The 26,053-nt window shown below is 67.8% G+C and carries 20 protein-coding genes; 7 read left to right on the plus strand and 13 right to left on the minus strand.

The genetic code is table 11. The features are described 5' to 3' along the window. Positions 1-151: 151 nt before the first annotated feature. The 11 genes from PH189_RS26810 to PH189_RS26860 form a co-directional block, all read right to left on the minus strand. Positions 152-1,351 carry a hypothetical protein gene (locus tag PH189_RS26810; protein WP_274191917.1) on the minus strand — a complete coding sequence of 400 codons (1,200 nt, stop codon included), beginning with the start codon at positions 1,349-1,351 and terminating at the stop codon, positions 152-154. Positions 1,352-2,260: 909 nt separating this feature from the next. Next, positions 2,261-2,770, minus strand: a complete 510-nt coding sequence (locus PH189_RS26815) for a glycosyltransferase (protein WP_274191964.1) — start codon at positions 2,768-2,770, stop codon at positions 2,261-2,263. Positions 2,771-3,371: 601 nt separating this feature from the next. After that, positions 3,372-4,865, minus strand: a complete 1,494-nt coding sequence (locus tag PH189_RS26820) for a tyrosine-protein kinase domain-containing protein (RefSeq protein WP_274191918.1) — start codon at positions 4,863-4,865, stop codon at positions 3,372-3,374. Then, positions 4,862-5,710, minus strand: coding sequence for a hypothetical protein (locus tag PH189_RS26825; protein WP_274191919.1), 849 nt, complete (start codon positions 5,708-5,710; stop codon positions 4,862-4,864). Before PH189_RS26825 ends, PH189_RS26820 begins: the two co-directional genes overlap by 4 nt. Before the next feature lie 620 nt (positions 5,711-6,330). Next, a complete protein-coding gene (locus PH189_RS26830; RefSeq protein ID WP_274191965.1) occupies positions 6,331-7,425 on the minus strand; it encodes a glycosyltransferase in 1,095 nt (364 codons plus the stop codon). A 41-nt stretch (positions 7,426-7,466) separates the two neighbouring features. Next, positions 7,467-8,522, minus strand: a complete 1,056-nt coding sequence (locus tag PH189_RS26835) for a polysaccharide pyruvyl transferase family protein (protein WP_274191920.1) — start codon at positions 8,520-8,522, stop codon at positions 7,467-7,469. Positions 8,523-9,770: 1,248 nt separating this feature from the next. Further along, positions 9,771-10,748, minus strand: coding sequence for a GDP-mannose 4,6-dehydratase (gmd, locus tag PH189_RS26840; protein WP_274191921.1), 978 nt, complete (start codon positions 10,746-10,748; stop codon positions 9,771-9,773). Between the two features lie 9 nt (positions 10,749-10,757). Further along, positions 10,758-11,555: an FkbM family methyltransferase gene (locus PH189_RS26845; RefSeq protein ID WP_274191922.1), complete on the minus strand. Its 798-nt coding sequence runs from the start codon at positions 11,553-11,555 to the stop codon at positions 10,758-10,760. A 163-nt stretch (positions 11,556-11,718) separates the two neighbouring features. Beyond that, positions 11,719-13,050 carry a glycosyltransferase family 4 protein gene (locus tag PH189_RS26850; RefSeq protein ID WP_274191923.1) on the minus strand — a complete coding sequence of 444 codons (1,332 nt, stop codon included), beginning with the start codon at positions 13,048-13,050 and terminating at the stop codon, positions 11,719-11,721. Between the two features lie 67 nt (positions 13,051-13,117). After that, entirely contained in the window at positions 13,118-14,548 is a 1,431-nt protein-coding gene (locus PH189_RS26855) for a sugar transferase (protein ID WP_274191924.1), read from the minus strand. A gap of 590 nt (positions 14,549-15,138) precedes the next feature. Continuing rightward, positions 15,139-18,429 carry an ATP-binding protein gene (locus PH189_RS26860; RefSeq protein WP_274191925.1) on the minus strand — a complete coding sequence of 1,097 codons (3,291 nt, stop codon included), beginning with the start codon at positions 18,427-18,429 and terminating at the stop codon, positions 15,139-15,141. 22 nt (positions 18,430-18,451) lie between these two features. On the opposite strand from PH189_RS26860, the gene PH189_RS26865 reads away from it, so the two are divergent. From PH189_RS26865 to PH189_RS26875, 3 genes are all read left to right on the plus strand, one after another. Then, positions 18,452-19,489 carry a hypothetical protein gene (locus PH189_RS26865; protein WP_274191926.1) on the plus strand — a complete coding sequence of 346 codons (1,038 nt, stop codon included), beginning with the start codon at positions 18,452-18,454 and terminating at the stop codon, positions 19,487-19,489. Positions 19,490-19,722: 233 nt separating this feature from the next. Then, positions 19,723-20,460 (plus strand): class I SAM-dependent methyltransferase, encoded by a 738-nt coding sequence (locus PH189_RS26870; RefSeq protein WP_274191927.1) that lies wholly within the window; start codon positions 19,723-19,725, stop codon positions 20,458-20,460. A 62-nt stretch (positions 20,461-20,522) separates the two neighbouring features. Then, positions 20,523-20,672 (plus strand): hypothetical protein, encoded by a 150-nt coding sequence (locus PH189_RS26875; RefSeq protein WP_274191928.1) that lies wholly within the window; start codon positions 20,523-20,525, stop codon positions 20,670-20,672. Between the two features lie 3 nt (positions 20,673-20,675). On the opposite strand, the gene PH189_RS26880 is transcribed toward PH189_RS26875, so the two are convergent. Further along, a complete protein-coding gene (locus PH189_RS26880) occupies positions 20,676-21,326 on the minus strand; it encodes a hypothetical protein (protein ID WP_274191929.1) in 651 nt (216 codons plus the stop codon). Between the two features lie 427 nt (positions 21,327-21,753). Between PH189_RS26880 and PH189_RS26885 the strand changes: the two genes are divergently transcribed. Beyond that, positions 21,754-22,380: a hypothetical protein gene (locus tag PH189_RS26885; RefSeq protein WP_274191930.1), complete on the plus strand. Its 627-nt coding sequence runs from the start codon at positions 21,754-21,756 to the stop codon at positions 22,378-22,380. A 30-nt stretch (positions 22,381-22,410) separates the two neighbouring features. After that, a complete protein-coding gene (locus tag PH189_RS26890; RefSeq protein ID WP_274191931.1) occupies positions 22,411-23,352 on the plus strand; it encodes a PrsW family glutamic-type intramembrane protease in 942 nt (313 codons plus the stop codon). Between the two features lie 61 nt (positions 23,353-23,413). Here the strand turns inward: PH189_RS26890 and PH189_RS26895 are convergent, their stop codons facing one another. Continuing rightward, positions 23,414-24,484, minus strand: a complete 1,071-nt coding sequence (locus tag PH189_RS26895; protein WP_274191932.1) for an alpha/beta fold hydrolase — start codon at positions 24,482-24,484, stop codon at positions 23,414-23,416. Positions 24,485-24,745: 261 nt separating this feature from the next. On the opposite strand from PH189_RS26895, the gene PH189_RS26900 reads away from it, so the two are divergent. Together PH189_RS26900 and PH189_RS26905 are read left to right on the plus strand one after the other, a co-directional pair. Continuing rightward, positions 24,746-25,711 (plus strand): GDP-L-fucose synthase family protein, encoded by a 966-nt coding sequence (locus PH189_RS26900; RefSeq protein WP_274191933.1) that lies wholly within the window; start codon positions 24,746-24,748, stop codon positions 25,709-25,711. Between the two features lie 119 nt (positions 25,712-25,830). Beyond that, positions 25,831-25,956, plus strand: a complete 126-nt coding sequence (locus PH189_RS26905) for a hypothetical protein (RefSeq protein WP_274191934.1) — start codon at positions 25,831-25,833, stop codon at positions 25,954-25,956. Positions 25,957-26,053 lie beyond the last annotated feature (97 nt).

The following is a 26,053-nucleotide window of genomic DNA, read 5'->3' on the forward strand; positions in this document are numbered from 1 at the left end:
CGAACACCTGCTCGACGGCCGTCGACAACGCAGAGCGCTCGAGCCGGCAACCGCGGCAGAAGCGTCGGCTGCGCGCGACGGTGCAGCGCAGCGCGTACAGGTTGTCAGCACCGGCTCCCCGCCGCGATGAGGCGTCGCTCCGACGCGGCCGTCACGGCCCGTCGCAGATGTCCTCGTAGCCGTTGCCCGGCGGCAGGGACGTCTCGCCCTCGGTCGGGAAGTACCAGCCGACGCTGCGGTAGGCGAGCCGCCCGTGGCAGTCCCCGAGGTTGGTGGCGACGACCACCGCGGGCCGCGACACGCTGTCGGAGACGTAGCCGTCCGGGGGCATCCAGCTGCCCGTGCCCCGGCCGATGGCCGTGGGGCCGCCCCACGACTGCCAGGTCACGTCGGTGACCATCCCGGTCGGGTCGCCGCCGGCGTAGACCTCGGGGGGACGCACCGCGCCGAAGCCGGTCTGGTTCGGCGCCCAGACTGCGCCGAGGGTCGGAGTGGCTCCGCCGGGCACGGCGCTCTCGCGCAGGCCCGTGCCCGAGCCCTCCCCGGTCCGCAACGCGGTGTGGGACGCGTAGCCGCCTGTGTGCGACAGGCGCTTGGCGTAGCAGTCGTCCGGCCCGAATCCCGCGCTCTCGCACCAGGCGTTCGCGGCGTCGGCGGACGGGAAGGAGCGGTTGACCAGCGTGATCCAGAAGTCGCCGCTGCGGAAGCTGGTGTAGTCCCCCGACCACACGAGGATCGCGTCGGGCTGCTGCCCGCGGAGGCGCTGGTGGTCGGTGAGGATCGTCGCCGCGTCGTAGGTCTCCCCGTCGACGACCAGGCCCTGCTTCTTCGCCGAGAGCTGCGGCGCCCACGAGCCGACCAGTGCCTCGGCCGCCGCGGCGTCGGCGCCTCGCAGGACCTCCAGCGCCTGCGCGGGGTCCGCGGGCAGGGCCGGCGAGGCCGGTGTCGGAGCTGACGCGGCCACCGGACCGGCGGCCGTCGTCGTGCCGGCTCCGGCCGACCACGGCGTGCCGACGACGAGGAAGGCGCCGAGGACCACGGCCACGAGCGCGAGCACGCAGGCCACCACGATCAGGCCGCGGTTCGAACGGCGCTGCCCGGGAGCCGGCGACGGCCCGGCCGGCGGGAACGGTGTCGGCCACGGCGGGGCGGGTGGACCCGGCGGCCGCCCGGGAGGTCCGGGCGGTCCGGCCCATCCCTGCGTGGGCACGGCGGCCTGCGGGACGCCCCGTCGGGGTGATGGCGGCCCGAGCGGGGCCTGGTGGCCGCAGGTCGGGCAGAAGCGCGCACCGGGTCGCCACGGCGCCGCGCAGCCGCGACAGGTGGCGTCGGCCGCGTCGATGGTGGTCATGCCCGTCCCCCCGGAATCGATCGACGGCAACCGAGCCGTCGACAACGGGTCGCTGGGGGATGCGGAGTCGTTACAGATCACCCGCACGCCCCTCCATTCGCCGGGGCCGCCGGTCCGGTCTTCAGGGCCGCCCTCACGCGTTCATGCCTGTGTAGCGCCCCGGACTAGTTGCCACGGGGGCGCATCCCTCCTTGAAGTCCCACCGATCGCGCTCGTACGGCGTTGTCAGGCCTTGATCTTGGTCGTACGCGGCAAGCCAGGACTTTCGCCGTGATCGACTTCCCCGGCTTCAGCGCTAGGACAGATGCCGGGGGGAGGTATCAACGTCGGAGGAGCCCGAGCTCCGGCCGATGTCCGCCAGCCCTACGGCCCGCCCCGTGGAGACTGCGACCGCGTACTAAGCCAGCAGACGCCTTGCGCTCGCTGCTCACCACCAGCACCTACCGCAATTGCCCCTCTTGAGTCCGTCCGGCTCCTGCACCCTCGTTGACACCGTCACCCGCTGATGTCGTCACGGTTCCTAGAACCAGAACCGGTACAGAGGGCACCAACCTTGTTGTCTACCTCGACCGTGCAACAGGTACGCCTCTTCTTTGCAGTCAATAGCGACCAAGTCCAGCAGTGGGCGCCTTTCGGTCGTCCGTCCGAATGATCGCCGCACCCAGTCGCTCGCGACTACAGGCCGTACGTGCGAACTCGCTGACTGACACGTCCGAAGCGAGGTCATCTCTCGACCTCTGCATCACCAGCACGGGCTAGCACGCAGTACCATGCGCTCTTGGAACTAGAGCACCTACGCCGACCACGCACCCTTAACTAGCCACGGTTGGCCATAAGCCTTCACGTGCTCCTCGGATGAGCACGGCGACGTCCAGAGCGCCTACGTCGCGCCGAGCGAGACTCACGACATCAAAGACCCAACAACTGCGCCAGCTGTCCGTCCGCTCGAAGTGATTCGAATATCTGCCGCGACAGCGGTCTTACATGACTAGACTCGCCAAAGAGAATGCGCTCGACCGTTTCTGCGATCAGGAAAGCATCCGGCCTCTCTACCAACCATTCAGAAGGAAGAATCTCACCCAAGGAGCCTACCCGAGTTGCTACGACCGCGAGTTCGTTCGCGAGCGCTTCCAACACCACGAGCGGCTCAGCCTCATTCGCGTAGCTACTAGGAAAGAGAAAACAGTCGCTACGTTCAAGGACGGAGTAGATCTCGTCGGTGTTACACTGGCCGTGGTGCGTCACCGAAGAATCACTGGCGGCCAGACGTGCGACCCGATCAGCGAGTTGAGTCGAGCGAATTGGCCCAACAAGATCGAGGCTGACTTCTGCGTTCCGACTCCTGAGAATCTTGTACGCGTCTAGCACAACCGGAGTGCCCTTCTCAACGGAGAGATTGCTAACGTGCACAAGGCGCATCTTTGCCAAAGATCGGTCTTCTCGAGGCCGACCCCTTCGCACCACGAGAGCATTACTCACAACTACTCTCGAACCGACGCGGCCATATAGCGCGACGAAGCGCGTCTCCATATCTCGAGACAAGAACACTTGCCGATCTTTCGTGCGCAATAGCCGAGTCATTGCGCTCATCGCCAGCGTTCGCTTGCCAGACAAGTAGCGATAGCTGTGATGGTGGAGAATGACGCGACAGCCGCGGACTCTAGCTACAGCAACGGCTAGCACCTGATACCAAAGCCCTAGGCCACCTGCTACCGAAACGTAAACAACACCGCTCGAAGGCAGCGACAAGACTTCTCTCGTAGCCCTCAGGTTGGTGACGACTCGACGTACGTGGTAGGCCCATGAACGGCCTAGACTTCCACCAGATGTTGATATCCGCCTGACCTTAGCAGCCTCGACAACATCCGGATCAGTTGAGACCGCATCCGTCACCAACGCCGCTCCGTGCCGCGGCGGCGGAAAGGGACCGATGACAAGCATATCGCTCTTCGCGGCGTTTGGACCGATTGCCATTATCGACATGCCCGAGAGCGTGGCAGCGGGCTCAGCAACAATGCCATCAGCTGCCCAACCGTGATTCCACGGTCGGCGCGTCAGCTCCGTCCGACACTTCAGCTCGACGGTGGGGGCTCGGCCTCCGCGCGGCGCTCTGCGTATCCTGAGATCTAGCCGTTGGCCTAGGGGCGCCCGCCGAGGATGCGCTGGGGTCAGAGTAGTACGAGTCATACTGGCCATAGACGCGCGCGTCTGCTTTGGGGACGAAGGTAAGTACGGCTCCTAGCAGCCGGGCTCTCACGTTCGCAAGAATCGCCACCGAGGCACGCAACTGCTGCGCTTTGAGCAATCCGTGGCGGCAGAACAAGATCACACCATCGCAGGCAGGTGCCAGGGCGGCAGCATCCGAAACGGGCAGAAGAGGCGGTGCGTCTACCAAGACGTAGTCGAACTGCGCCCCCAACTCGTCTAGAACATTCTGCATACGCTCAGAGGACAAGAGCTCGCTCGGGTTCGGCGGGACAGCGCCACTGCCCAAGAATGTCAGACGATCGCCAGCTGACTGCAACACGTCCTTAAGCTCCGCTCGCCCCGCCAGAATCGTCGTCAATCCCACGTCGCTCGTGAGACCAAGGTACGAGCCAGCTTTCGGCCTGCGAAGATCGGCTTCCACGAGACAAACAGAGTAGCCACTAGCCGAGATGGCGAGCGCCAGGTTGCAGACGCTGGTCGTCTTACCCTCAGCCGGCACAGAACTGGTAACCAACACGCGCCTAGCCGGATTGTCAACCGACAGAAATTGAAGATTCGTCCTAATCTGCCTTGCTGCCTCAGCGTGAGTGGACTGCGTGCCCCTCCTAACGGTAAGCGCATCGTCTTGGATCGACGAGTCTTTCGGCATCACCCCGATGATCGGTGCCATCGTAAGATTCGTCACCGTGTCAGTGGACCGGACCGAGGTGTCAAGGAGGTCACGCAAGAACCCGACGCCCAGTCCAAGGATAAGTCCGAGAACGGCCGCCAGACCGAGATAGAGCGCCGGCCTCGGCTCTATTGGGGCCGCCGCTGGGACTGCGGGCTGCACCACGCGAGCGATCACTTGCGGAGGGCCCGGACGGCCGATCGGCTGTTCGAGCTCAGCCACAAGATCCGAAAACGAAGCAGCTCCAGCATTAGCGATGGCGGCCGACCTCGCAGGGTCCGAGTCCCGTACCGACAGCACGAGGATCACACTGTCTGGCTGCGTTGAAGCAGACATCTTCGCCGCGATTTGGGACGCGTTCTCTGGCAATCCCAGCCGCTCAACCACGCCCTGTCCGACACGCTCACCGGCAAGAAGCTGACTGTAAGACTGAACCCTCTGTTCAGAGAGAAGTCCGCCTTGGTATGCCTGCGTCGTATTATCAGCCTGCGAGGTGATGTAGATCGTCGTTTGCGACAAGTAGATGGGCGTCATCGAGAAGGTATATGCAAATCCGATCAGTAGACATATACCGAAGACGACACCGATCTCCTTCCATCTACGACGAACAACAACAACAACATCGTTGACGCTCATACTCCGTCAGCCCCGATCAGTCTGTTTCGCTGCGCACTCTCAAATTTTCCGTAGCCAGCAGGATCGTCGTAAAACGCGGAAGGTGCTGAAAGCCTCTGACGGCGGACAAAGAGGCTCAGCGCTACGAGACTCAGTCCAGCCAATACTGCGACCTCGAGATAGATTGGGAGCAGCTTCGCGCCATTGCCACGTATGAGGGTCGGGACGCCCGCCCATAAGGTCAAAGTTAGGACACCGACACGATAGGGAGGATTGAACTTCGGCCGCGAGAGCTGGGCCAGGATGACGCCGAGAAGTGTCATACCAATAACAACCCCGACAAGGTCGAGATCATTCATCAATAGGCCCACTATCGAGGGGACCGGGCAATAGGGCTGTCCACAGCTCCCGCCATAAGTCGCCTGCAGGAACTGATCACTGAACAAGTCCTCGGGTGATAGGTTCGCGGGCAACGCTGCCACGGCTGCCTCACCTATAGTCGCTTCTCCGTAACCATAAGGATAGCCCGATTGGCGGGCGATCGACGATAGCGCGACATAGTTGAACATCTCTGTGTCATACGATACGAAAAACTGACGTACCGGCTCCCCGACCCCTTCGTTGACCACGTACTCAAGAGCAGCTCCGACAAGCGAGTCTGATTCCCCTCGCGACCCTTCGCTGCGCACGAAAGGCGTGACCATTAGTAGCAGCGTTACGACAATTGCGGGTAGAAAGATTCGCGGACTCAGTACACGTTTCCACTTGTTGGTAGAGACGCAAAGGAGCAACGCGACAAGAACCGGAAGAATAAATCGACGTGTCCCGAGCGCCAGAGGCGGTATGAGCGCCAACGCGACGGCCATCCAGAACCAGAGTCGTTCGGATACTTTTAGGGGCCTGCTTGAGCTTATTCTCAACCGAACGATACAAACCATGATTGCGCCAACCATTGGTAGCGCACCCACGAGATTCGGTACATTGGTCTGGATTTCAGAGTTCACTTCATTACGTCCGGCGAAGAGAGTCGCGAGGTAACCGGCGCCTCCGCCGATGAGCGCTTGAAGCGCGACCCACAATAGGGTCCAGAGTATCGCTATGCTCCCGACCGCCGGCATGCTGGGCCATCTCATCGTCGAAGCCGACGGGCGAACACCTGGTAGTACAGCCGTTGGTGACGACTCCGAACTTGTTAGCACTACACGTTCGGCTATCAGGAACGAGATAAGCAGAACCGCAACGGCAACGAACCCGGCGAAGGCCGCATACTGGAACCCCGGCTCGATGTTAACACCGTAAAGAAGATACGATCTATCGTTGATCATGTAGAGCGGTCGTATCCCGAAGATTGAGACTAGTACCAGCAAGGTGATAGAAATCGGGCTAAGAATCCGACCGACCTCAAGTCGCGTGACCAAAAGCCATCCGCCCAGCCCGAGGACAACTGTGCTGACAGGGAACGCAAGTGATGGTCCGCCTGAAAGTATCATCGGTCGACGCCAGGAGTCGTAATAGCATTATTTGCAACGATCTCACTTGCGCCAGCCGCAAGCTCTCTGAAAGGCGACGCCATCTGCTCCGTCGAGTGTTCGTCGGCAATGCGAGCAGAGAGTTCGGCCGGGGCGCCGAACTTTTCGCTCGGCGAGGAACTTGCCAGATCGACGAGTATCGCGGGTAGCTCGCTCAATGCTTCTTTGGAGCTGTAAGCCCTACTGTTGAGATCATTGAGTAGAACCACTTCAGGGGCGTGGGGTTCATCGTAAGGATAGATGACAGGAACCCCGAAACCAAGTGCCTGAATTGCATTAAGCCCTATGTAGCCCGTCGCAATTAGGGCTCGAACGGAGTGGAAAATAGGACGAAGAAGCTCTGGGTCGTTGACTTCGCCATGGAAGACCACTCGGCCATCTATCCCTAGTTGGCGCGATAGGGCTTCCGCGGCTGGCCTCTCCTCACCGTCTCCAACGAGGTGAAGAGTGAAATCCTTAGGCAAGCTAGGTGCCGCTCGCGCGAAACACTCAATCACGACGAGCGGTTTCTTCGACTTCGTCAACCGTCCGATACTTAGGAACCCGCGAGCATCCCCTACGCGTCTGGAGCTGAGGAGGTTGGCCGAATATAGTGCATTATTCGCTGAGCGAATCCAACGGCCGGGAAGCCGCGTCCGGAACAGGGCGGCGTCTTCCGGCGTGTACGCGATAATTCCATTACATGCGCGCTCGAGGAAGGCACGAACAAATCCAGGGTCCCCGCCAGCCCGGGAGGTTGCATGTCCCCACCCCACGGTTGGGCGACCACGAGCCCGCCGAAGGAGTATCACCAGCCATGATGAGAGCACTCTAGGGTTCAGCTCAACTACGACCACTTCGGCCTCAATGACTGAACGAACTTTGATCGCTTGCCACGCAAGCCGCCCGCCGAAAAGGAATCGATTGCGACCGACGGAGGTCACAAGCGGGCTCTTTAACAGGCCGGGATCCGAGCGCGGAGACCCGTGAAAGAATCGATCACCAACGTGAAAGCGGACCAAATGTTCCAGATCACGTAGTTCTTCCAGGAGCCCACGGCGATACGCTGGCATCACAAGCTGGAGGACTAGGAGTCCGCGACTCTTGTGCTGTCTCACAAGGATCGGCCCCGATCTCTGCTGAACAACGCGAGAATCGCTCGCTCGGCCTGCCTAGACTCGATGGCCGCTTCGGCGATGATTTGAAGAGAGTGCTCTCGCTCGTCAATACGGTCGGCGATAAAATCCTCCGGCGCTCGACCAGAAACTTCAAGCCCACCTAGGTCGGCTACATGATGTCCTAGCTTAACGGCTCCCAATACCGACTCGAGCTTCCGCTGCCGATAGCTCGTCAAGCACAGTGGTAAGGCACCTTCGACGGCGGCGAGAACAAATACATGCAGTCGGTCAGTGATCACCACATCGGCTTCCCGGTACGTCTGGCGAAGGTTCCTTTCATGGCGAGTCCGGATCGGGTCCCACGCGAGAACGCCTCCAGCCAGCCGATCTGCAATCATCGAAGCACGGTCTCCGTCGCGCTCCACCTGCACGACCACAATCGGCTCGAGTTCGTACCGCTTCGTGACGTCGCTCAAGGCTTGGAACCACCGCTCAGGCGGATATTCCCGATCTCCGCGCATCGCGACTACTATCCGATTACACCGTCCTCGATGCTTCTCAACTGGTGCCTCCGCTAATCCGATGTCGGGGACGACCCGACCGACCTGCATCTGATCGCAGGACTCTCGGTCTCGCCAAGTTGTGCTGGTGGAGATCCTGCACGCAAGAGCGTGCACGAATCCGGTTAGGGGATGAACGTTCGCGACGGAGCGCGCGACCCTGATTACCTGACCTCCACGAAGTCGCACCAGCGCAGTAAGTAGCAAGGTGATTAGCTCGTGGGGCATCTGCCTCAAAGGCAATGTGAATTCGCCGGGCGCGAAAAAGAGGACCGGCCGACGCGTGGCGACGCATCGCAGGAACCAAGCTGACTGTCGCTGGATCATTTCACTTGCCTTGAGCTCAAGGCTCTGGATCCAATCCGGATCTGCATCTCCCGCGAAAACCTTGACAGGTCCGATTTGGCGCGCCAGTTCAAGGGTTCGGCGTCGGATCAGCAGATCACCCAGATTGTCGAACTGGGCGGACACGCTCACGAACGTGGTCTGCATTAATGGACCGCCTGGACTTCGGTTAGCCTCGGACTGTTCAAAGTGAGTAGCAGTAGAATAATCTGCACTAGAAACGCGATCGCACCCGCCAAGGCTGCGCCGTTGGCACCAATCAAGTAACCAAGTAGACCGATCGACGCAAGGTGCAACGACGCCACGACCCAGGCAATGGACGCCGCGTGTGTTGGAGTGATTACCTGCACTCCGCTATTCAAGACCGACGAGATTGCCGCGAGACTTAACGAACCAATTGCAATGGCTGTCGGCATAGAGCTGCTCCCGTAGCCTGCGCCGAGAACTACTGGAAGCAAGAAATAGGCAGCAGCCGCCAGTAGGAGGTAGAACGGGACAGCCAGAATGACGACAGGGAGAACATCTCGCCGACCGAGCGGGCGACCTTCCCGAGACAATCTCGCGAGGACGAGTTGCGCATACGTCGTGGGCAGGATTCGAAGTGGTGGAACTAGACGACTAGCCGGCGCAAAGGACGTCGCTGCTTGCAGGCCCCCGGCTGCGCCTAGGACCACGAGGTCTAGTTGGCGCACTTGTTGAGCTATTCCGTTCATCCAGAACGGCATTACTGTACGTAGTACTTCTGCCCGACTTTGATGGGCTACCCCGTCGCCCACCGCAAAGCTTCCGATACGTGCGCCGAGAAAGATCAGCGCCGCAATCGATGAAGCCGCGGACGAGATCGCGAATACCTCCACTGAGTTAACTTCGACGACACCCGCCACCAATACCGCAACTAGGACAAGCGCTCGTCTTCCGACTAATGCGATGCTACCCCGGACGATGCGATTCCAAGAAACAAGGTAGACGGTCCTGACCTCAACCTGCCTCTCGGCGGCGACCCACACCGCTAGAGGCAATAGTTGGATAAGGATTAACGAGTCAAGCAGTCTCGCCGCTATGAATAGCCCTACAAAGGCGGTCACTGCGGACGCGACGGCAACGTCGCGCCCCAGTCTCAAGATCGCTAAGACTTGGCCGCTATCATTGTGGAACCGCGCAATGGCCGTACCGCAGCCAAGGTCGGCGAACGCCTGAAAGAGTAGGAGCGCACCAAGCGTTGCGGAGAACACCGCGAACTCGGTCGGGGCTAGTGCCCGGGCGATCACCACGAGGGTAATGGCCTGAAGCAGTGTGGCGGCTATCCGGCTCGATGCAAATCCCGTGAACGACCTCAGCAAATCAAGGCCATCCCGACATCCGTGCGGCTCCGCTTGAGGCCGGCCCATGGAGAAGTCATCGGCCGAGGGCGGTCGTCTCGGCGTCGACCATGAGGTGGGCGAGTTGTTCGGGCATGGTCTGGGCCTTCCAGCCGAGCTCGCGCTGGGCCTTGGACGCATCCCCGATCAGGGCGTCGACCTCGGTCGGCCGCAGGTAGGTCTCGTCGAAGCGGACGTGCTTCTCCCAGTCGAGCCCGACCCGCTCGAAGCAGTACCGGGTGAACTCCCGCACCGTGGTCGCGGTCCCGGTGGCCAGCACGTAGTCGGTGGCCTGGTCGGCCTGCAGCATCCGCCACATGCCCTCGACGTACTCCTCGGCATACCCCCAGTCCCGCACCGCGTCGAGGTTGCCGAGATACACGTTCTCCTCGATCCCCGCCGCGATGCGGGCGGCGGCGCGGGCGATCTTGCGGGTCACGAACGTCTCCCCCCGCCGCGGGGACTCGTGGTTGAACAGGATCCCGTTGACCGCGAACAGCCCGTGGGCCTCGCGGTAGTTCCGCGCCATCCAGTACCCGTAGACCTTCGCCGCCCCGTACGGGCTACGCGGGTAGAACGGGGTGTCCTCGTCCTGCGGCGGCGGGGTCGCCCCGAACATCTCCGAGGACGACGCCTGGTAATACCTCGTGTCGACCCCGACCATCCGGATCGCCTCGAGCAACCTCGTGGTCCCCACCCCGGTGGTGTTGCCGGTGTACTCCGGCTCATCGAACGACACCCGCACATGCGACTGCGCCGCCAGGTGATACACCTCGTCGGGACGGATCTTCTCGATCAACGTCACCAGACGCGAGCTGTCGGTCAGGTCCCCGTAGTGCAGCACCAGACGCTGATCGCGCTCGTGCGGATCCTGATACAGGTGATCGATCCGCCCGGTGTTGAACGTCGAGGAGCGACGGATGATCCCGTGCACCTGATAGCCCTTCGAGATCAACAACTCGGTCAGGTACGACCCGTCCTGCCCCGTGATCCCCGTGATCAACGCCCGCTTCACTGCGCCCCCCTACTCAGACATCTTTTCGTGCACGACACTCGGACGAGCGGCGAAAGCCCCAGAATCGTCGCCACGTTGGTCGCCTCGCCGAAAGAGCAGATCGGCCTGGAGGATCTCGTGCGACTCTCCACGAGCAGGATTTTCGATCGCGATCAACTGGAACCCACGGGACGAGAGATAGGCAATGATCTCGGTGCCCAGCGCTTGGCCTTCGTAGAGATGCCTGAAGGAGCACTCGAGGTAGATGTCCGCGAAGCCTCGAATTTGCTCGCCGAGCCCTTTCAGTACCTCCAACTCCAGCCCCTGGACATCGATCTTCAGCAGACCGGTCCCCGCACCGAACTCGGCGGTGTGCCGGTCAAGACGATGTACGGGCACCGAGAAACGGCCGACTTCGCCGGCGTTCGCAACCTGCTCAGCCAGCTCGCCCACCGGAAGGAGTGAGGACGAATCCTCGCGGCCGGAAACAATGAATTCCTCGATGCCCTCCTCGTTACTGAGGGCGACTTCGTGTACCTCACCCCGGCCACCGACGACCGCTCTTGCAGTCGCTGCACATTTGGGCTGCGGCTCGAAGCAGAACAAGCGGGAATGTGGCCACTGGTTCTTCGCGAACGACGCGAACTGCCCTCTGGACGCTCCGGCATCGACGACGTAGTCGTAATGGCTCAGGAAAGGAACTTGCAGGTGCTCCAGCCCTGGGAAGACGCCCCTCCGGAGGTCGCTCCAGTAGGCTGGTCGCGTAGCGAGCCTGCCAACCTTCATTATCCGCATCCGAAGGATCTCCAGTTTCCAGCGGATGCTCATGATCGTCCATGCTCTCTAATCATCGTCCCCCCGAGTCGACGCGAGCACTGTAACGACCGTCCCTTCAACGGCAGCGAGGGGACGAAACTAGTGGCGCGTTCGGCTCATGTGAAGGCCCCGAACAGCCTAACCATTTTGGCGCAATCAGCCCAAGTCGGCGATCTCAAACGGTCTTCGCGCCAAGGCGACGCGAACGAGCGGCGACCGCACGACGAGGAGCGGGAACCACGACAGCGTCCGTGGCCGGAACGCCCAGCGGAAGCACCGCGGCGCGGCGCGCGCCAGCGAGCTGCTCGACCCAGGTGACGTAAGCCGTACGGGCGGCACCCTCGGCGAGGGCGTCGCGAGCGAACAGCTGGCCGCGCAGACCCATGGCCAGCGCCTCCTCCTTGTCGGCGCCGACCTCCATGACGACCTGGAGAAGGGCCTCGGGCTGACCCGGTGCCACGAGCCGGCCGCCGCCCGAGGCGGTGACCTCGCTGGTGGCCGCGCTCTTCGAGCTGGTCGCCGCGACGACCGGCCGGCCCGAGGCGAAGTAGGAGGTGAGCTTGCTCGGGACGCACATCTCGGCGACCTCGGGCCGCTCGTTGAGCAGCAGCACGTCCGCAGCGGCCATGGCCGTCTGGAACTCGTCGCCGGGCAGCGGGTCGATGAACTGGAGGCGCTCGATGCCGGCGCCGAGCTCCTCGAGGTAGGCACGCTGGTTGCCGGCGCCCAGCAGGACGAACCGCATCGGGAGGCCGTCGCGGTCGGCGGCGCGAGCGGCCTCGACGACGTTCTCCAGGCCCTGCTTGGCGCCCATGTTGCCGGCGTGGAGGGCGATGATCTCGTCGTCGCGCCATCCGAGCCGGTTGCGGAGCTTCTGGGTGTCGCCGACGACGCCCTTGATGTGGGTCCAGTTGCGGATCGTGGTGATGCGCTCGTCGTCGATGCCCAGGTTCACCAGCGAGTGGCGGAAGCTCTCGTGGATCGCGATGACACCGTCGGCCCGGCGGAGCAGCGCACGCTCGAGGCGCTCCGCGGCCTTGGCGCCCCTGCCGCCGAGAGCGCCGGTCTCGGCGATCGCCCGGCTGTAGAGGTCCTGAGTGATGACGCCGATCGCGGTGCGGCCCGGGGTGCGCCACCGCAGGGCGGCCGCAACGGTGAGAAGGGCGGGGCTGACGGCGAGGACGACGTCGGGGCGGGGGCCGGCCACGGCCGCGGCCTGCAGCGCGAAGACCGCCTCCATCTTGATGCGGCTCTTGCCGGTCGGGACCCCGGGAACCGGGTGCGAGACCCGGGTGATGCGGACCTTGCCGTCCTCCTCGTGGATGCGACGACCGCGGTAGCCGGGGGCGATCTCCCAGTGCGGGTAGTGCGGCAGCCCGGTGATGACGTGGACGTCGTGGCCGGCCTCGGCCAGGAAGTGCGCCATGCCCGTCGTGTAGGGCGCGATGCCGGTCGGCTCCGGTGCGTAGTTGAGGCCGAGGATCAGGATGCGGAGGGCCTTCGTCATGGTCGTTTCTCCTGTAAGTGGCAAGGGGGTGCTAGCGGAAGGAGGTGCGACGAGCTGAGAAGGGCGCCTAGTAGGCGCCGCGGCCGCGGAAGACCGCGCCGACCGTCTTCCAGAGGATCGAGATGTCGAGGGCGGCGGACCAGTTCTCGACGTAGCGGAGGTCCAGCCGGACCGACTCTTCCCAGGTGAGGTCCGAGCGTCCGCTGACCTGCCAGAGGCCGGTGAGGCCCGGGCGGACGCAGAGCTTGCGCAGCGCGTCCTCGGTGTAGGTGGCCACCTCGCGCTGCAGGGCGGGGCGGGGGCCGACCAGCGACATCGAGCCGCCGATGACGTTGAACAGCTGTGGGAGCTCGTCGATCGAGAAGCGGCGCAGCACCCCGCCGATGCGGGTGATGCGCGGGTCGCGCTTCATCTTGAACAGCGGGCCGGCGCCCTCGTTGGCGGCGGCGAGCTGGGCGACCTGCTGGTCGGCGGTGACGACCATCGAGCGGAACTTGATCATCCGGAAGGTCTGGCCTGCGCGGCCGACGCGCTCCTGACGGTAGAACACCGGGCCGCCGTCCTGGCGGATGAGGACCGCGATGGCGAGGAACACCGGCGCGAGGATCAGGACCAGGGTCGCGGCGGCGGCGCGGTCGAAGAGGTTCTTGGCCATACGGGCCGGGCCGCCCCAGCGGGGCTCGGTGAGGCGCAGCAGCGGCAGGCCGTCGACCGGGGCGACGTGCAGCCGGGGGCCGGTGATCTCCATGAGGCCCGGGTCGACCACCAGCTCGACGCCGGCGCCCTCGAGGTCCCAGGCGAGGCTGTGCAGGCGCTTCGGGGTCCACCCGGGCGTCGGGGCGACGGCGACGACCTCAATGCCGAGCTCGTGCACGTGGCGGGCGACGTCGTCGAGGTCACCAACCACCGGGACACCGGCGATCTCGCCGGCGCCGGTGGAGGTGCAGGCCGCCGTGACGGTCCAGCCGTGGTGCGGCACGCGGCGGGTGCGGGCGACGAGGTCGGCGATCGCGGCCTCGGAGCCGACGACGAGCACCGAGGACATGCAGCGGGCGTCGCGGCGGGCGCGGTGCAGGACACGGCGTACGGCGTAGCGGCCGAGCAGCAGGCCGGCGCCCGTGGCGGGGATGACCCCGAAGATCCAGGGGCGGACCTGCTCGACCTTGAGGGCCATCCCGGCGAGGGCCAGGACGACGGCCGCCACGGCAGTGCCGCGGAGAACGCGGTTGAACTCGTCGGCGCCCTGACCGAGGACCCCGCGGTCCCAGGCCCGGAAGGCCACCAGCCCACCGAGTACGAGGGCCGCCGCGACGGCGTTGAACTGCGTAGAGGGCCCGAGGCCCCAGTCGCCGATCACCGTGGCGAGGGCCGAGACGATGGCGATGACCGTCAGGTCGGTCGCGACCGTGATCTGGAGGAGCCGGCGCTGCCAGCGACGCGAACTCGGTCGGGCAGTGACGGTCGAGGTGGAGTCGGCGGCGGCGCGAGGACGCGGCACCGAGCTCTCAATCGATTCCGTCAACTCGAGGCCACTGCTCACTGCGATCCCCCCGGATGTCACGGATGGTGAACGACCATCCGCCCCTCTGACCTCGCGGCGTCGGCTCTGTGTGAGCCGGACCGCGTTCTTGTGCCGCTATCGCGTGACCTCGCCCAGGTCGTTACACACGCCCTGCGGCCGTTCCTCGGCGTGTCGCAACGACACGCGCTGTTTGATGACGCGCGTTCACCCATCCAGCTCTGTGTGGTCTGGATCGCACCGCCTGTGCGTAACGTTTCGGAGGGCAACGATCAGCGGTGCACCGACCGGACGTTCACCCAGCTGGGGCTCGCGCGTCGTACTTCCACCGCGCTCGAGTCGGCGTCAGCGGGAGCCGCTGATCACGGTCGCTAGTCCGTTCAGGGCAGCGCCGGAGGTCACGCCGCCTTCACGCCGAAAGGTCGGTGAAAGCGGAACCGTGTCTGCTCTGCGTCACGGGCCGCTGGCCGGTGGCAGGAGGGAGCGACGCGATGTCGATCGCCTCGCGCCGCCGGACAGGGCCCGGGGCCACGGGCTGCGACCCGTCCCGGCCTGACGAGGGGGGTACGTCAGGGCGGCGGGAGCAGTCCGAGCGGGCGGGCGTCCGGCGGGATGGGGAGACCCCCCGCCGGGCGCCCGTGCCCCGGCTTGACGTAGCGGACGAAGCCCCGGGCGGCCTCCGCCCAGGGCGCCCAGCCGAGGCCGTCGGCGACGGTCGCGGCCTGGCCCAGGAGCTTGCGGGCCTCCGTCCGGTCGCCGAGCACGGCGGCGGCGAGGCCCTGGTAGAGCGCGAGCGGCCCGAAGGTGGCCGAGCCGATGCCCACGACGACCACCGCACCGGGGTCCGGGGGCAGGTCGCGGCGGACGACCTCGGCGGTCGGGACGTCGCCCAGCGCGAACGCCGCGCAGGCGGCCAGGCAGAGGCCGGGCCGGTCGAAGAGCCGGCCCTCGCGCCCCTCGCGCTTGCGGTGCCAGTCGGCGAGGTGGCCGGCGGCGGTGTCGAGGTCCTCGGCGACCGCGGCGTCCACCGCGGCGGCGGCCGACCACGCCGCGACCAGCGGGTACATGGCGGCCGCGCCGGCGGGCAGGCCCTGGAGCGAGGGCAGGGTGCGCCCCAGCAGGTGGCGCACCAGCAGGTGCACCCCGTAGGCGCCGACGGCGTCGGGGAGCCCGAGCTCCTGGCCGCGGTGCAGGGCGGCGAGCGCGGCGGCGTCGGCCTCGTCGGTGTCGCCGCGGGCCAGGGTGAGGCCGGCGTCGAGCAGCGAGACCATCCACATGGTGCGCGGCCGGTGACGGTCGACGGCGAGCGGCTCGAGGGCGCGGCGCGCCGCGACGGCCGCGTCCTGCCGGCCGGTGGCCAGCAGCGCGGCGATGCGCAGCTCCTCGGCCTCGAACCACAGCGCGTCCACGCCCTCGGCGTCGGCGAGCGCGGCGGCCTGCTCGCAGACCGCGAGCCGCTGGGCGGCGGGGACGGGCGCGTCGACGAGGTGGTTGGCCTCCAGGACGCGGACGCCGGCGAGCAGGCCCGGGTCGCCGAATCCCGTCGCGGCGAGCTCCAGCAGCTCGGGCAGCGCCGTGGGGTCGTCGACGTCCCCGTGGAGCTGCTCCTCCTCCAGGATCAGGCTGCGCAGCACCTCGGCGCGCTGCCGCTTCGACAGCGGCAGCGCCCGGGCGCGCCGCAGTCGCCGGGCGCGTCGGGGGCGCCCGGCGACGCTGATGCCCATGGCGTCGTGCCCGACGGCGGCGACCACCGCGTCGTCGACCTCGCGTGTGTCCGCCGCGGCAAGGCCCTGCTCGGCGCCCAGTGCGGCGTGCTCGACGACCTCGTCGAGCACCTCGTCAGCCTCGTCGTGACGGCCGAGCGCCTCGAGCACGAGACCGCGGTGCAGCGAGACCGAGCTGGGACGCGACGAGTCGAGCACCGCGTCGAGCTGGACGAGGGCTTCCTCCATCGCGCCCTGGCGGTACGCCGCGATACCGGCCCCGAGCCGGGCGTCGCCGAGCTCGAGGGTCGGGAGGAGCGGGCCGGCGCCGACGGCGTGGCGCAGCAGGGTGAACGGTTCCGGCCGGCTCTCCGTGACGAGGACCCGGTAGCGGGCGTGGTGCAGCGCCTGCGCGCTCGCCGGCGGGACGGCGTCGAGCACGGCGTCGCGGGTCAGGGCGTGCCGGAAGGCGAAGCCGTCGCCCGTGGCGGCGAGCAGACCCCGGTCGACGGCGCTGCGGAGCTGCTTCGACAGCGCCCGTGGAGCGACGTCGAGCAGGGCGCCCAGGTCGGCGAGCGAGAGCGGGGCGAGCACGGCCAGGCCCTCGAGGGCGTCGCGGGCCTCGGGCTCCAGGCCGGCGAGCTGGTGGTCGAGCAGGGGCCGCAGGCGCGCGGGGATGACGGTGGCGAGCTCGTCGACCGCCTTCTCCCCGTCCGGGGCGTCGAGGCCGGAGAGCGACTCGATCACCGCGGAGACGTGCAGGGCGTGCCCCCGCGTGCGCTCGAAGAGCGCCTCGGCGACGCGCGCGGCGCCGTCGGGCGCGAGCCCCGGAAGGTGCCGGACGACCAGCCGGCGCACCGCTGCGGAGTCGAGCTCGCTGAGGCGCACGTCGCTGACGCCGTCGAGCAGCGCCAGGTCGGCGTGGGTCCCGCCCCAGATCGGGTGGGCCTGCGCGTCGGGCTCGCGGGCGGCGACGAGCAGCGCCACCCCGGCGGGCAGGCCGAGGCGGGCGAGGCCGCGCAGGGCGGCGAGCGTCGCGGAGTCGGCCAGGTGGAGGTCGTCGAGGGTCAGCAGCACCGGACCGGGCCGGGCGGTGAGCCGGTCGAGCAGCGCGCGACCCGGGGCGGGCTCCCCCGGGGCGACCGGGGGGACGCCGAGGTCGGCGAGCGCCTCGGCCCACGCCGTCCACGGTGGCGCGTCGACGTCGCACGAGCCGCCGCCGACGGCCGCCCCGCGCATCCACGCCTCGCGGCGGGCGGCGCGCAGCAGCGCGGTCTTGCCGATGCCGGCCTCGCCGGTGATCAGGCGGATCGCGCCCGCCTCGGGGGCCTCGAGCAGCGCCCGGACCGCGGCGAGCTCCTCCTCCCGGCCGACCAGGGTAGGTCGCGGCTGGCGAGTGGGGGTGGGGGCGAGCAGCCGGAGGGTGAGGTCCTCGATCTCGGCGCCCGGCTCGACGGCGTAGTGGTCGTGCAGCACGCGGCGCGTGGCGGTGAGGATCTCGAGGGCCTCGCTCGTGCGGCCCTGGCGATGCAGGCCGGACGCGGCGATGACGGCGAGGCGCTCGCGCGAGCGGTCGGCGGTGAGGTCGGCGACGACGAGCTCGACGGCCTCGGCGGGACGGTCGAGGTCGAGCAGGGTGGCGCCCATCCGCTCGACGAGACGCAGGCGCCGGTCGACGGCGCGCACGCGCTCGACCTCGAGGCGCTGGCCCACCGGCGTCCCGGCGAAGGGCTCGCCGCGCCAGGTCGCCAGCGCCCGTCCGCCGCGCTCGAGCACGGTGTCGCGCGAGGCGTCGGCGGCGAGGGCGGCGGCGGCGTCGTCGTGGAAGCGGTGGAGGTCGACGGCGTCGCGCGGCAGGTCGAGCCGGTAGGTCTCGCCGATCGGGACGATCGGCAGCCGCGTCCCCTCGTCCGGGGCCTCGCGCCGGAGCCGGCTGACCAGCACCTGCAGCGCGCCGTCGGGCCGCTCCGGGAGGTCCTCGGCCCAGATCTCGTCGATCAGCGCCGGCACCGCCACGGTGCCCCGGCACGCCGCGGCGATCAGGGCCAGGAGGGTGCGCAGCCGTCGCCCCGGCCGTCCGATCTCGCCCGACGCGCCCTCGATGGCGACCTCGCCGAGCACCCGGATACGGACATCCGAGGACGACGACGGTGACATCGAACCCCCAGGGATACTCACAGTGACGGAGACACAGGACATTACGTCCTTCGAGGTCAGAAGCAAGGACGAGGTCCGGCCCGGAGACCTACTCCTCGTCACCCAGATACCCGGTGAGGCGCTCGGCCGACTCATGGAGCGCTTCGACGGCACCGTGCTCTCGCACTCCGGGATCGCCGTGAGCATCGACGAGGACGGACGCCCCCAGCGCGACGGTCCGGCGAACGGCATCGCCAGCGCCCTGGCCGACAACCTCCGGTACGACGTCGGCGGCATCCGGTGGGACAGGTTCGAGAAGTTCTGGCCGAGTCGCGATTTCTACACCATCGCGATGCCGGACGCCCTGCGCGCCCGGGCCCTCGACTACCTCGATCGCTTCGAGCCGACGCCGGGCGAGGAGGGGGCCTTCTCCTTCCTCAAGCTCGTCAACGTCGCCGCCGGCCTGCGGTCGGTGGAGCTGTGGGCGACCGACCGCGACCTCGGCGACCGCCTCTACCGCGCCTGCCGTGACGTCGCGACCTCCTGGGCGGCCACCCCCACATCACCGAGCTTCTACTGCGCCGAGCTCGTGGCCACCGCCTACGGACGACGCTTCACCCGCGCCGAGTTCACCCCGCCCCCGGCCCGTGGCCTGCGCAGGGACATCGAGGAGCCGGAGTGGGCCTCGACCGTGATGGAGCGTCTGCAGCGCCGTGTCGACGACCTCGAGGACACCGACGACCGGTCTGCCGCGACCATGCTCGCCCTCCTCTCCTCCGACGACTGGGACTTCGTCGTCGACGCCTCCACGGCCATCGCCCAGTCCGGCGGCAAGGCGATCGGCGACCTGCTCGACGGGATGGTCGACCGCGTGAGTTCCTGGGTGCGCGGGGACGAGGAGGCCGACCCGGGCGAGAAGCCCCGCGCCCCGGAGGCCCTGCCCGACCCCCGGCCGATGCCGGGCCTGCCCGACCCCGACTCCCCGCTCCCCCACGGCCTCGTCACCCCGCGGATGCTGTGGCAGGTCTTCGGGCGCGACGAGCTGTGCCGCATCGAGCAGCCCTCGCTCCGGGCCCACTGAGAACCACAGCGTCACGCCTCCGAGGACAGGTGTCTCCGTCGTCCGCTTCTCACGCTCGTTCGGCGTAACCCTTTGATCTCAACGAGTGCGAAGAGTAGTCGGCGTCGCCGACGATCTGTCACTGTCCCCCGATGGGGGAAGACACACAGGTGGCGGAGCGGAGCGTGCTCTCACGAATCCGACGTCGGCTCCATCGGCTCAACGACAGGACGCGCGAGAAGAGCGAGCAGCTGATGAGCGCGCTCGGGGTGCACCACAGCGAGGAACGGCTGATCGCCGACGCCGCGAACTACTGGGCCGATCGCAGCGACCCGCGCTGGCTCGACGACTCCCACTGGTGTGGCGGGCGACGGGTCGACGAGGGCCGGTTCGACCAGATCGGGACCGACCACCTCGCGCTCTTCGACCAGCTCGCCGCCATGGTCGGCGGACGCCCGCAGCTCGGCCGGGTGCTGGAGTGGGGCGTCGGGGGCGGCGCCAACGCGGCGCGGTTCGCGCCCCGGGCGGAGAGCTTCGTCGCGCTCGACATCAATCCCCACTCCACGGCCGAGGCCGCGCGCGTCGTCAAGGACCACTGCCACACCCCGGTCACCGAGGTCGTGGTCGACATCGCGGCGCCGGACGCGGTGCTCGACGACGTCGCCGCCGGGAGCGTCGACCTCTTCCTCTGCCTCTACGTGCTCGAGCTCGTCCCGAGCCCGGACTACGGCCTGCGGCTGATGCGCCTCGCGGCCACGATGCTGCGTCCCGGCGCCCTGGCCTTCGTGCAGATCAAGTACAGCACCGGCGCAACCGGCACCTGGTCGCCACGTCGCAACTACCGCTTCCACAACGCGAACATGACGACCTACCGCCTCGACCACTTCTGGACCGCGATGGACGACATGGGCCTGCGACCGGTGGGCATGACGCTCGTGCCCGAGAGCGACCTCGACCAGAACTACGGGTATCTGCTGCTGCGGCGGACATAGGGACGCAACCCCGGCCGCACGAGGCCGGCGAGGACGCAGGGCCGGCAGTCCCGCGTGCGCTCATGCGGAGGCTGGAGCGGAGGGTCGAGGAGCTCGACGACCCGCGCTCCCCCGTCCCCCACGCCCTCGTCACCCCGCGGATGCTGTGGGCGGTGTACGGGCACGACGCCGAGGGTCGGAGCACGCTGTGCCGGGTCGAGCAGCCGTCCTGACGTCTATCGAAGGGTGATGTCGGCGCCGCTCGACTCGATCTGCTCGCGGCTGAACCCGACGCCGTCGCCCGCACCGCTCCCGGCCTTGACCCGGAAGTAGTCGCCGGTCGCCGCGACGTCGGGCATCGTGAACGAGTACTCGCAGCTGTCGGAGTAGCCGTAGTACGACGTGCTCCACGTGTTGCGCGCAATGCCGTACCCGGTCAGCGAGGTCGCGCCGACGAGATCGCCGGAGGCGTCGTAGATCGTCACCGAGGTGCCGTTGACGGCGGAGCCCGTGCAGGAGGAGCCCGGCGAGACGTAGCCGGACATGCCGTAGACCGTCACGGTGCCCGTCACCGTCATCGTTCTGCTGTTCGACGCGACGGTGCCGATCAGCATCACCGCCGCGATCGCCGCGACGATCGCGATGACGACCCAGCCCCAGCGCATGCCGGGTCGCGTCGGTGTCCCGGGTCCGATCGGGCCCGGACCGGCGGGCGGCATCGACCAGGAGGACGGGGCGGGCCGGCCGTGCGCCGTGGGGTGAGGGGCCGGCGGCGCGTAGTACGGCGGCGTCCACGGGCCGGTGGGCCGCGGGATCGCCACGGTCGTCTCCTCGGCGGTGGGCGTCGGCCCCGTGGTGTGGGGCCGCTGCTCGGTGCTGCTGCTCATGATCGTCTCCCCGACGTCACCCGGCGCCGTCGTGGCGCCCGATGCCGCCGGTGTCGCCGGATCGACCGCGGCCGTTACGCCCCCTCCACTCGTCCGGGTGACGCATGCTGAATCGAGCTGACCGGTCGTAACGACGGCGCCGGCAGGGCGATGTCGTGGGCAATCGGGCCGGCTCCCTCGGCCCGGATCGTCGGGGGATGATCACGTGAACGAGCGGTGCAGCTGTGGCGCGGACCTGATCGCGGACCTGCCGATGTGCCTCGCCTGCGGAGCGCGGCGTCCGGCGCCGCAGGTGCTGGTCGGGGCGGGCGCTCCGCGTCCCGCTGCGCCGTGGGGCCCGCCGCCCGCGCCTCGCCAGATGGTCCGACCGGTGGTTCGGCCGCTGCCCCAGCCTCCGGTGCCCCGGGCTTCGATGCCGGTGGCGCCGATGCCGGTGGCGCCGGTGCCCGCGCCTGCTGCTCCGGCCCGCTCGTCGTCGGCGCTGTGGATCGTCGCCGCGGCGGCGATCGTGGTCCTCGCCGTGATCGGCGCGCTGGCCGTCGTGCTGCTGCGCCCGAGCTCCGCGGGCACCCCGGTCGTGACGACGCCGGCGCCGGTCACCGTGACCGCTGCCCCGAGCACCGTGTACTCCTCGCCGTCCTCCTCGTCGTCCTCGTCCTCCTCGACCGGGGACGGCGGCGGCACGAGCACGCTGCAGGCGATCGTCGACTCCGACCGCACCGCGATGGAGGGCTTCGACGGGATGTGGGTGCCGCAACTCTCCTCGAAGCAGCCCGGCACCGTCGACAACGGCACCACCTACGACGCGTCGTCGATCTACGCGAACTACCAGGGCCTGGTCGCGAGCCACACGAACGTGCGGCTGCTGTGGTCCGGCGACTGGTCGGTCTACCGCGAGAGCGACTACTGGGTCGCGGTGTACGGGCAGGGCTTCACGACCGCCGCCGGCGCCAACGCCTGGTGCGACGCGCAGGGCTTTGCCGCCGACGACTGCTTCGCCAAGCAGCTCTCCCACACGGCCGGACCGGCCGGCACCACCGAACCCCGCTCCTGAGCCGTCACGACCCGCTGCCCGGAGACCCCGATGACCCCGCCCGGCTCCCGCCTGCCCGACCTGTCGGTCCTCTTTCCCTTCCGCGCCTGGCTGCGCCACCCGGCCCTGCGCGCCTGGACGACGTGGTTGTTCGTCGCCCTCGTCGCGACGCCGCCGGCCGCGCTCGCCCTCTTCCGCGACGCCTCGGGCGTGGGCGGTGAGGCGACCACCTTCGCCGCCTACTTCGCCGCAGCCTGGTTCCTGGTCCTCTGGGTCGTCGTCCGACCCCAGGCGATCAAGGGGTCCCTGCTCCTCGGAGTCGTCGTCCTCGCGCTCGTCCTGGAGGCTCCGCTCGCGCTCGCGATGGAGGAGTTCGTCGACGGCGATATGGACAACCTCGCCGGAAGCATCTTCGGAGCGGGCCTACCGGAAGAGCTCGCGAAGATGCTCCCCGTCGTCCTGGTGGTGCTGGCGCAGCGGCGGCTCGGCCTCGTTCCCCGCGACACCCTCTTCCTCGGAGCGGTGAGCGGGCTCGTGTTCGGCGCGGTCGAGGCCGTGTACTACGCGACGGGCAGCAGCGGTGGGGGCACCTACAGCGCTCTGATCCTGGTCTGGCGTTTCGTCACCGACCCAATCGCGCACGCCCTGTGGTCCGGGGTGGCCGGCTACTTCGTCGGTCTCGCCGCCCACTACCGCGCGCCGGGCCCGTTCTTCGCTCTGATCGGCATCGGGATCGGCGTTCCGGCGCTGCTGCACGGCCTCAACAACTGGGTGCCGGTGAACACCAGCATTCTGTGGGTCGTCGTCACCGTCGTCAGCGCTCTGCTGTTCCTTGCGTACGCCCGCGTCGGGCTGGTTCCGACGCGTCCCGTCGCACCGATCGCTCCCCCGCTCGCCCCGCCCGGTCGTGCGGGTCGTCCCGCCGTCGTCGACCCGCCGACCGCACCGATCGCGATGCCCCAGCACAGCTCCGGGCGGCACGCGCTGGTCTGACGCGGCGAGGCGAGGGGCCCGAGCGAACCGTGTCCTCGGGACACGGTTCGCCCCGCACCCGTCAGCTCACCGGAGTGTCGAGCAGCTCCTTGAGCTGGGCGTCGATCTGCGGCATGTAGTCGGGATTCACCGCGAAGAGTCCGAGGTGGCCGAGCACGTCGTTGATGACCCGCAGCTCGGAGCCCTTGATGTGGGCCTGCTCGGTGACGTGGTCACGGATCGGGAAGAACATGTCCTCGTCGATCGGCAGGACGAAGGTCTTCGCCGTGATCCGGCCGAGCGCGGCGGCCAGGTCGCCACCGGTGTGGCGGGCGACGTCGCCGCGCTGCCACTTCCACATCATCGCGAGCAGGTCGTTCGGGTCCATCGCCGTGAAGTAGGGCTGCAGGAAGCCGGCGAGGAACGCGTCCATGTCCTCGAACCCGAGCCCGGTGTAGACCTTCTGCTTCCAGAACTCGGTGGAGAAGCCCATGACGCCCCAGATGCGGGCGTGGCGCTCGAGCCCGGCCTGGACCTCGGCGTTCGAGGTGTACTCGCCGCCGTGGAACCCCGGGTCGGAGGTGATCGCCTCCATCAGCACCCGAACGTAGAGGAAGTCGTGGTCGGTGTTCTGCGCGGTGCCGGCGATGGGCGCGGCGCGCTTGACCTTGTCGGGGAAGCGCACGGCCCACTCGTAGGTCTGCTGCGCGCCCATCGACCCGCCGGTGACCAGCTGCAGGGTCTCGATCCCGAAGTGCTCGCGTAGCAACCGCTCCTGCGCAACGACGTCGTCACCGATGCGGACCTTCGGGAACGCCGACATCGAGAGTGCGGCGTTGGCCCCGTTGGCATTGTGCGGTGAGGTCGACAGACCGTTGCCGATCTGATCGATGATCACGATGAAGTACTTCGACGGGTCGAGCGCGTGGCCCTCGCCGATGTACTGCTCGCGGAAGATCTGGTGGGTGCCCGAGTACCAGGTGGACACGAAGATCGCGTTGTCCTTGGCCTCGCTGAGGGTCCCGAACGTCGCGACCGCGAGGTGGCAGTCGGGGATCGACCCGCCCTCCTCGAGATCCAGACGTCCGATGCTGACGAGGTCGTAGTCCCCGTGGAACTCGTGGCTGTAGTACGGATTGTCGATCGCCGCCATCGTCGGCTCCCCTGATCGCCCGGTTGTGGACTCCTCATCCACCCACAGCCCCGAGGGCTGCGGAAGGAGGAGGCGCGCACTACGTACCGAAGCCGCCACAGCGACGCTGGGCGAGGACGACCTCGGGGAGGAGGGTCGAAGTCGTCGATGAGGGGGTGGCGTGCGCGTCGCCCCCGGTAGCCCGCAGGATCTCATCGACTCGACCACCAGCGCTGGGTGAAGGTCCTCACCCGACTCCCGCGCACCCCAGGGGGAACTCTCATGACCGACCCGCTCGCCGGCTGGGAGATCGGCCGGCCGCTACCCCGTGACGCGCGCGTGCTCGTCGCCGGCTCGTCGGGGCTCGTCGGCTCCGCCGTCGCGCGTCATCTGCGCGCCGCGGGCTTCACCGACGTCGTCGGAGTGCGCTCGGCGCAGGTCGACCTGCGCGACGCCGACGCCACCGCCCGCTTCCTCGAGGAGACCCGGCCGGCCGTCGTGGTCGACGCCGCCGCGCGCGTCGGGGGGATCGCGGCGAATGCGGCCGAGCCCGTCGAGTTCCTCCACGACAACCTGCGCATTCAGGCCAACCTGCTCGATGCCGCGCACCGCGTCGGTGTCGGCCGCCTGCTGCTGCTCGGCTCGTCGTGCATCTACCCGAAGTTCGCCGACCAGCCGATCCGCGAGGACTCGCTGCTCACCGGCCCGCTCGAACCCACCAACGACGCGTACGCGATCGCGAAGATCGCCGGGATCATGGGCGTGCAGTCGTACCGCCGCGAGTACGGCCGGTCGTGGATCTCCGCGATGCCCACGAACCTGTACGGGCCGGGCGACAACTTCGACCTCGAGAAGTCCCACGTGCTGCCCGCGCTCATGCGCAAGTTCCACGAGGCCCGCGTGTCCGGGGCGCCGACCGTGACCGTGTGGGGCACCGGGACGCCGCGCCGCGAGTTCCTCCACACCGACGACCTCGCCGCCGCGTGCCTGCACCTGCTCGAGCGCTACGACGACCCGTCGCCGATCAACGTCGGCGTCGGCGAGGACGTCCCGATCGCCGACCTCGCGTCGCTCGTCGCCGACACCGTCGGGTTCACCGGCGACATCGTCTACGACACCTCCCGCCCCGACGGCACGCCGCGCAAGCTCCTCGACGTCTCCCGCCTGCAGTCGCTGGGCTGGACGCCGACCATCGGCCTCGCCGAGGGCCTGGCCTCGACCTATCAGTGGTTCCTCGAGCAGCAGTGACATCGGTCTGATCGGGCGAACGCGAGGGCTTCCATACATCGCCCGTCCGGCGCGTAACGACGGTCCCGGCCCCGCCGACAGAGCCCGTAGACGTTCGAGGACGACGGGGGTTGCCTGCGATGACGATGATCCTGACGGCCGTGGCCGGTGCGACGGCCGGTGCGGCGGCGTGGCTGATCGCCCCCTGGGCGAGCATGGCCGTCCACGGCACGGTCGACGAGCGAACCTGGGCCACGCAGCGCTGAGGCCGAGCCTCACAGTTCGGTCTCGTCGGCCCCGCGGGCCGGAGCCCTCCCCCACGATGCTCACAGCACGTGGGGTGCGAGGTCTCCGGGGGGAGTG

Source organism: Actinomycetospora chibensis (assembly GCF_028737215.1).
GTDB classification, from domain to species: domain Bacteria; phylum Actinomycetota; class Actinomycetes; order Mycobacteriales; family Pseudonocardiaceae; genus Actinomycetospora; species Actinomycetospora chibensis.

Excerpts from the sequence above, each read along its gene's own strand:
- PH189_RS26810 (WP_274191917.1), bottom strand. The coding sequence starts at position 1,351 with ATGACCACCATCGACGCGGCCGACGCCACCTGTCGCGGCTGCGCGGCG.
- PH189_RS26815 (WP_274191964.1), bottom strand. The coding sequence starts at position 2,770 with ATGCGCCTTGTGCACGTTAGCAATCTCTCCGTTGAGAAGGGCACTCCG.
- PH189_RS26820 (WP_274191918.1), bottom strand. The coding sequence starts at position 4,865 with ATGAGCGTCAACGATGTTGTTGTTGTTGTTCGTCGTAGATGGAAGGAG.
- PH189_RS26825 (WP_274191919.1), bottom strand. The coding sequence starts at position 5,710 with ATGGCCGTCGCGTTGGCGCTCATACCGCCTCTGGCGCTCGGGACACGT.
- PH189_RS26830 (WP_274191965.1), bottom strand. The coding sequence starts at position 7,425 with ATGCCAGCGTATCGCCGTGGGCTCCTGGAAGAACTACGTGATCTGGAA.
- PH189_RS26835 (WP_274191920.1), bottom strand. The coding sequence starts at position 8,522 with ATGCAGACCACGTTCGTGAGCGTGTCCGCCCAGTTCGACAATCTGGGT.
- PH189_RS26845 (WP_274191922.1), bottom strand. The coding sequence starts at position 11,555 with ATGAGCATCCGCTGGAAACTGGAGATCCTTCGGATGCGGATAATGAAG.
- PH189_RS26850 (WP_274191923.1), bottom strand. The coding sequence starts at position 13,050 with ATGACGAAGGCCCTCCGCATCCTGATCCTCGGCCTCAACTACGCACCG.
- PH189_RS26860 (WP_274191925.1), bottom strand. The coding sequence starts at position 18,429 with ATGTCACCGTCGTCGTCCTCGGATGTCCGTATCCGGGTGCTCGGCGAG.
- PH189_RS26870 (WP_274191927.1), top strand. The coding sequence starts at position 19,723 with ATGAGCGCGCTCGGGGTGCACCACAGCGAGGAACGGCTGATCGCCGAC.
- PH189_RS26875 (WP_274191928.1), top strand. The coding sequence starts at position 20,523 with ATGCGGAGGCTGGAGCGGAGGGTCGAGGAGCTCGACGACCCGCGCTCC.
- PH189_RS26880 (WP_274191929.1), bottom strand. The coding sequence starts at position 21,326 with ATGAGCAGCAGCACCGAGCAGCGGCCCCACACCACGGGGCCGACGCCC.
- PH189_RS26885 (WP_274191930.1), top strand. The coding sequence starts at position 21,754 with ATGCCGGTGGCGCCGGTGCCCGCGCCTGCTGCTCCGGCCCGCTCGTCG.
- PH189_RS26890 (WP_274191931.1), top strand. The coding sequence starts at position 22,411 with ATGACCCCGCCCGGCTCCCGCCTGCCCGACCTGTCGGTCCTCTTTCCC.
- PH189_RS26895 (WP_274191932.1), bottom strand. The coding sequence starts at position 24,484 with ATGGCGGCGATCGACAATCCGTACTACAGCCACGAGTTCCACGGGGAC.
- PH189_RS26900 (WP_274191933.1), top strand. The coding sequence starts at position 24,746 with ATGACCGACCCGCTCGCCGGCTGGGAGATCGGCCGGCCGCTACCCCGT.
- PH189_RS26905 (WP_274191934.1), top strand. The coding sequence starts at position 25,831 with ATGACGATGATCCTGACGGCCGTGGCCGGTGCGACGGCCGGTGCGGCG.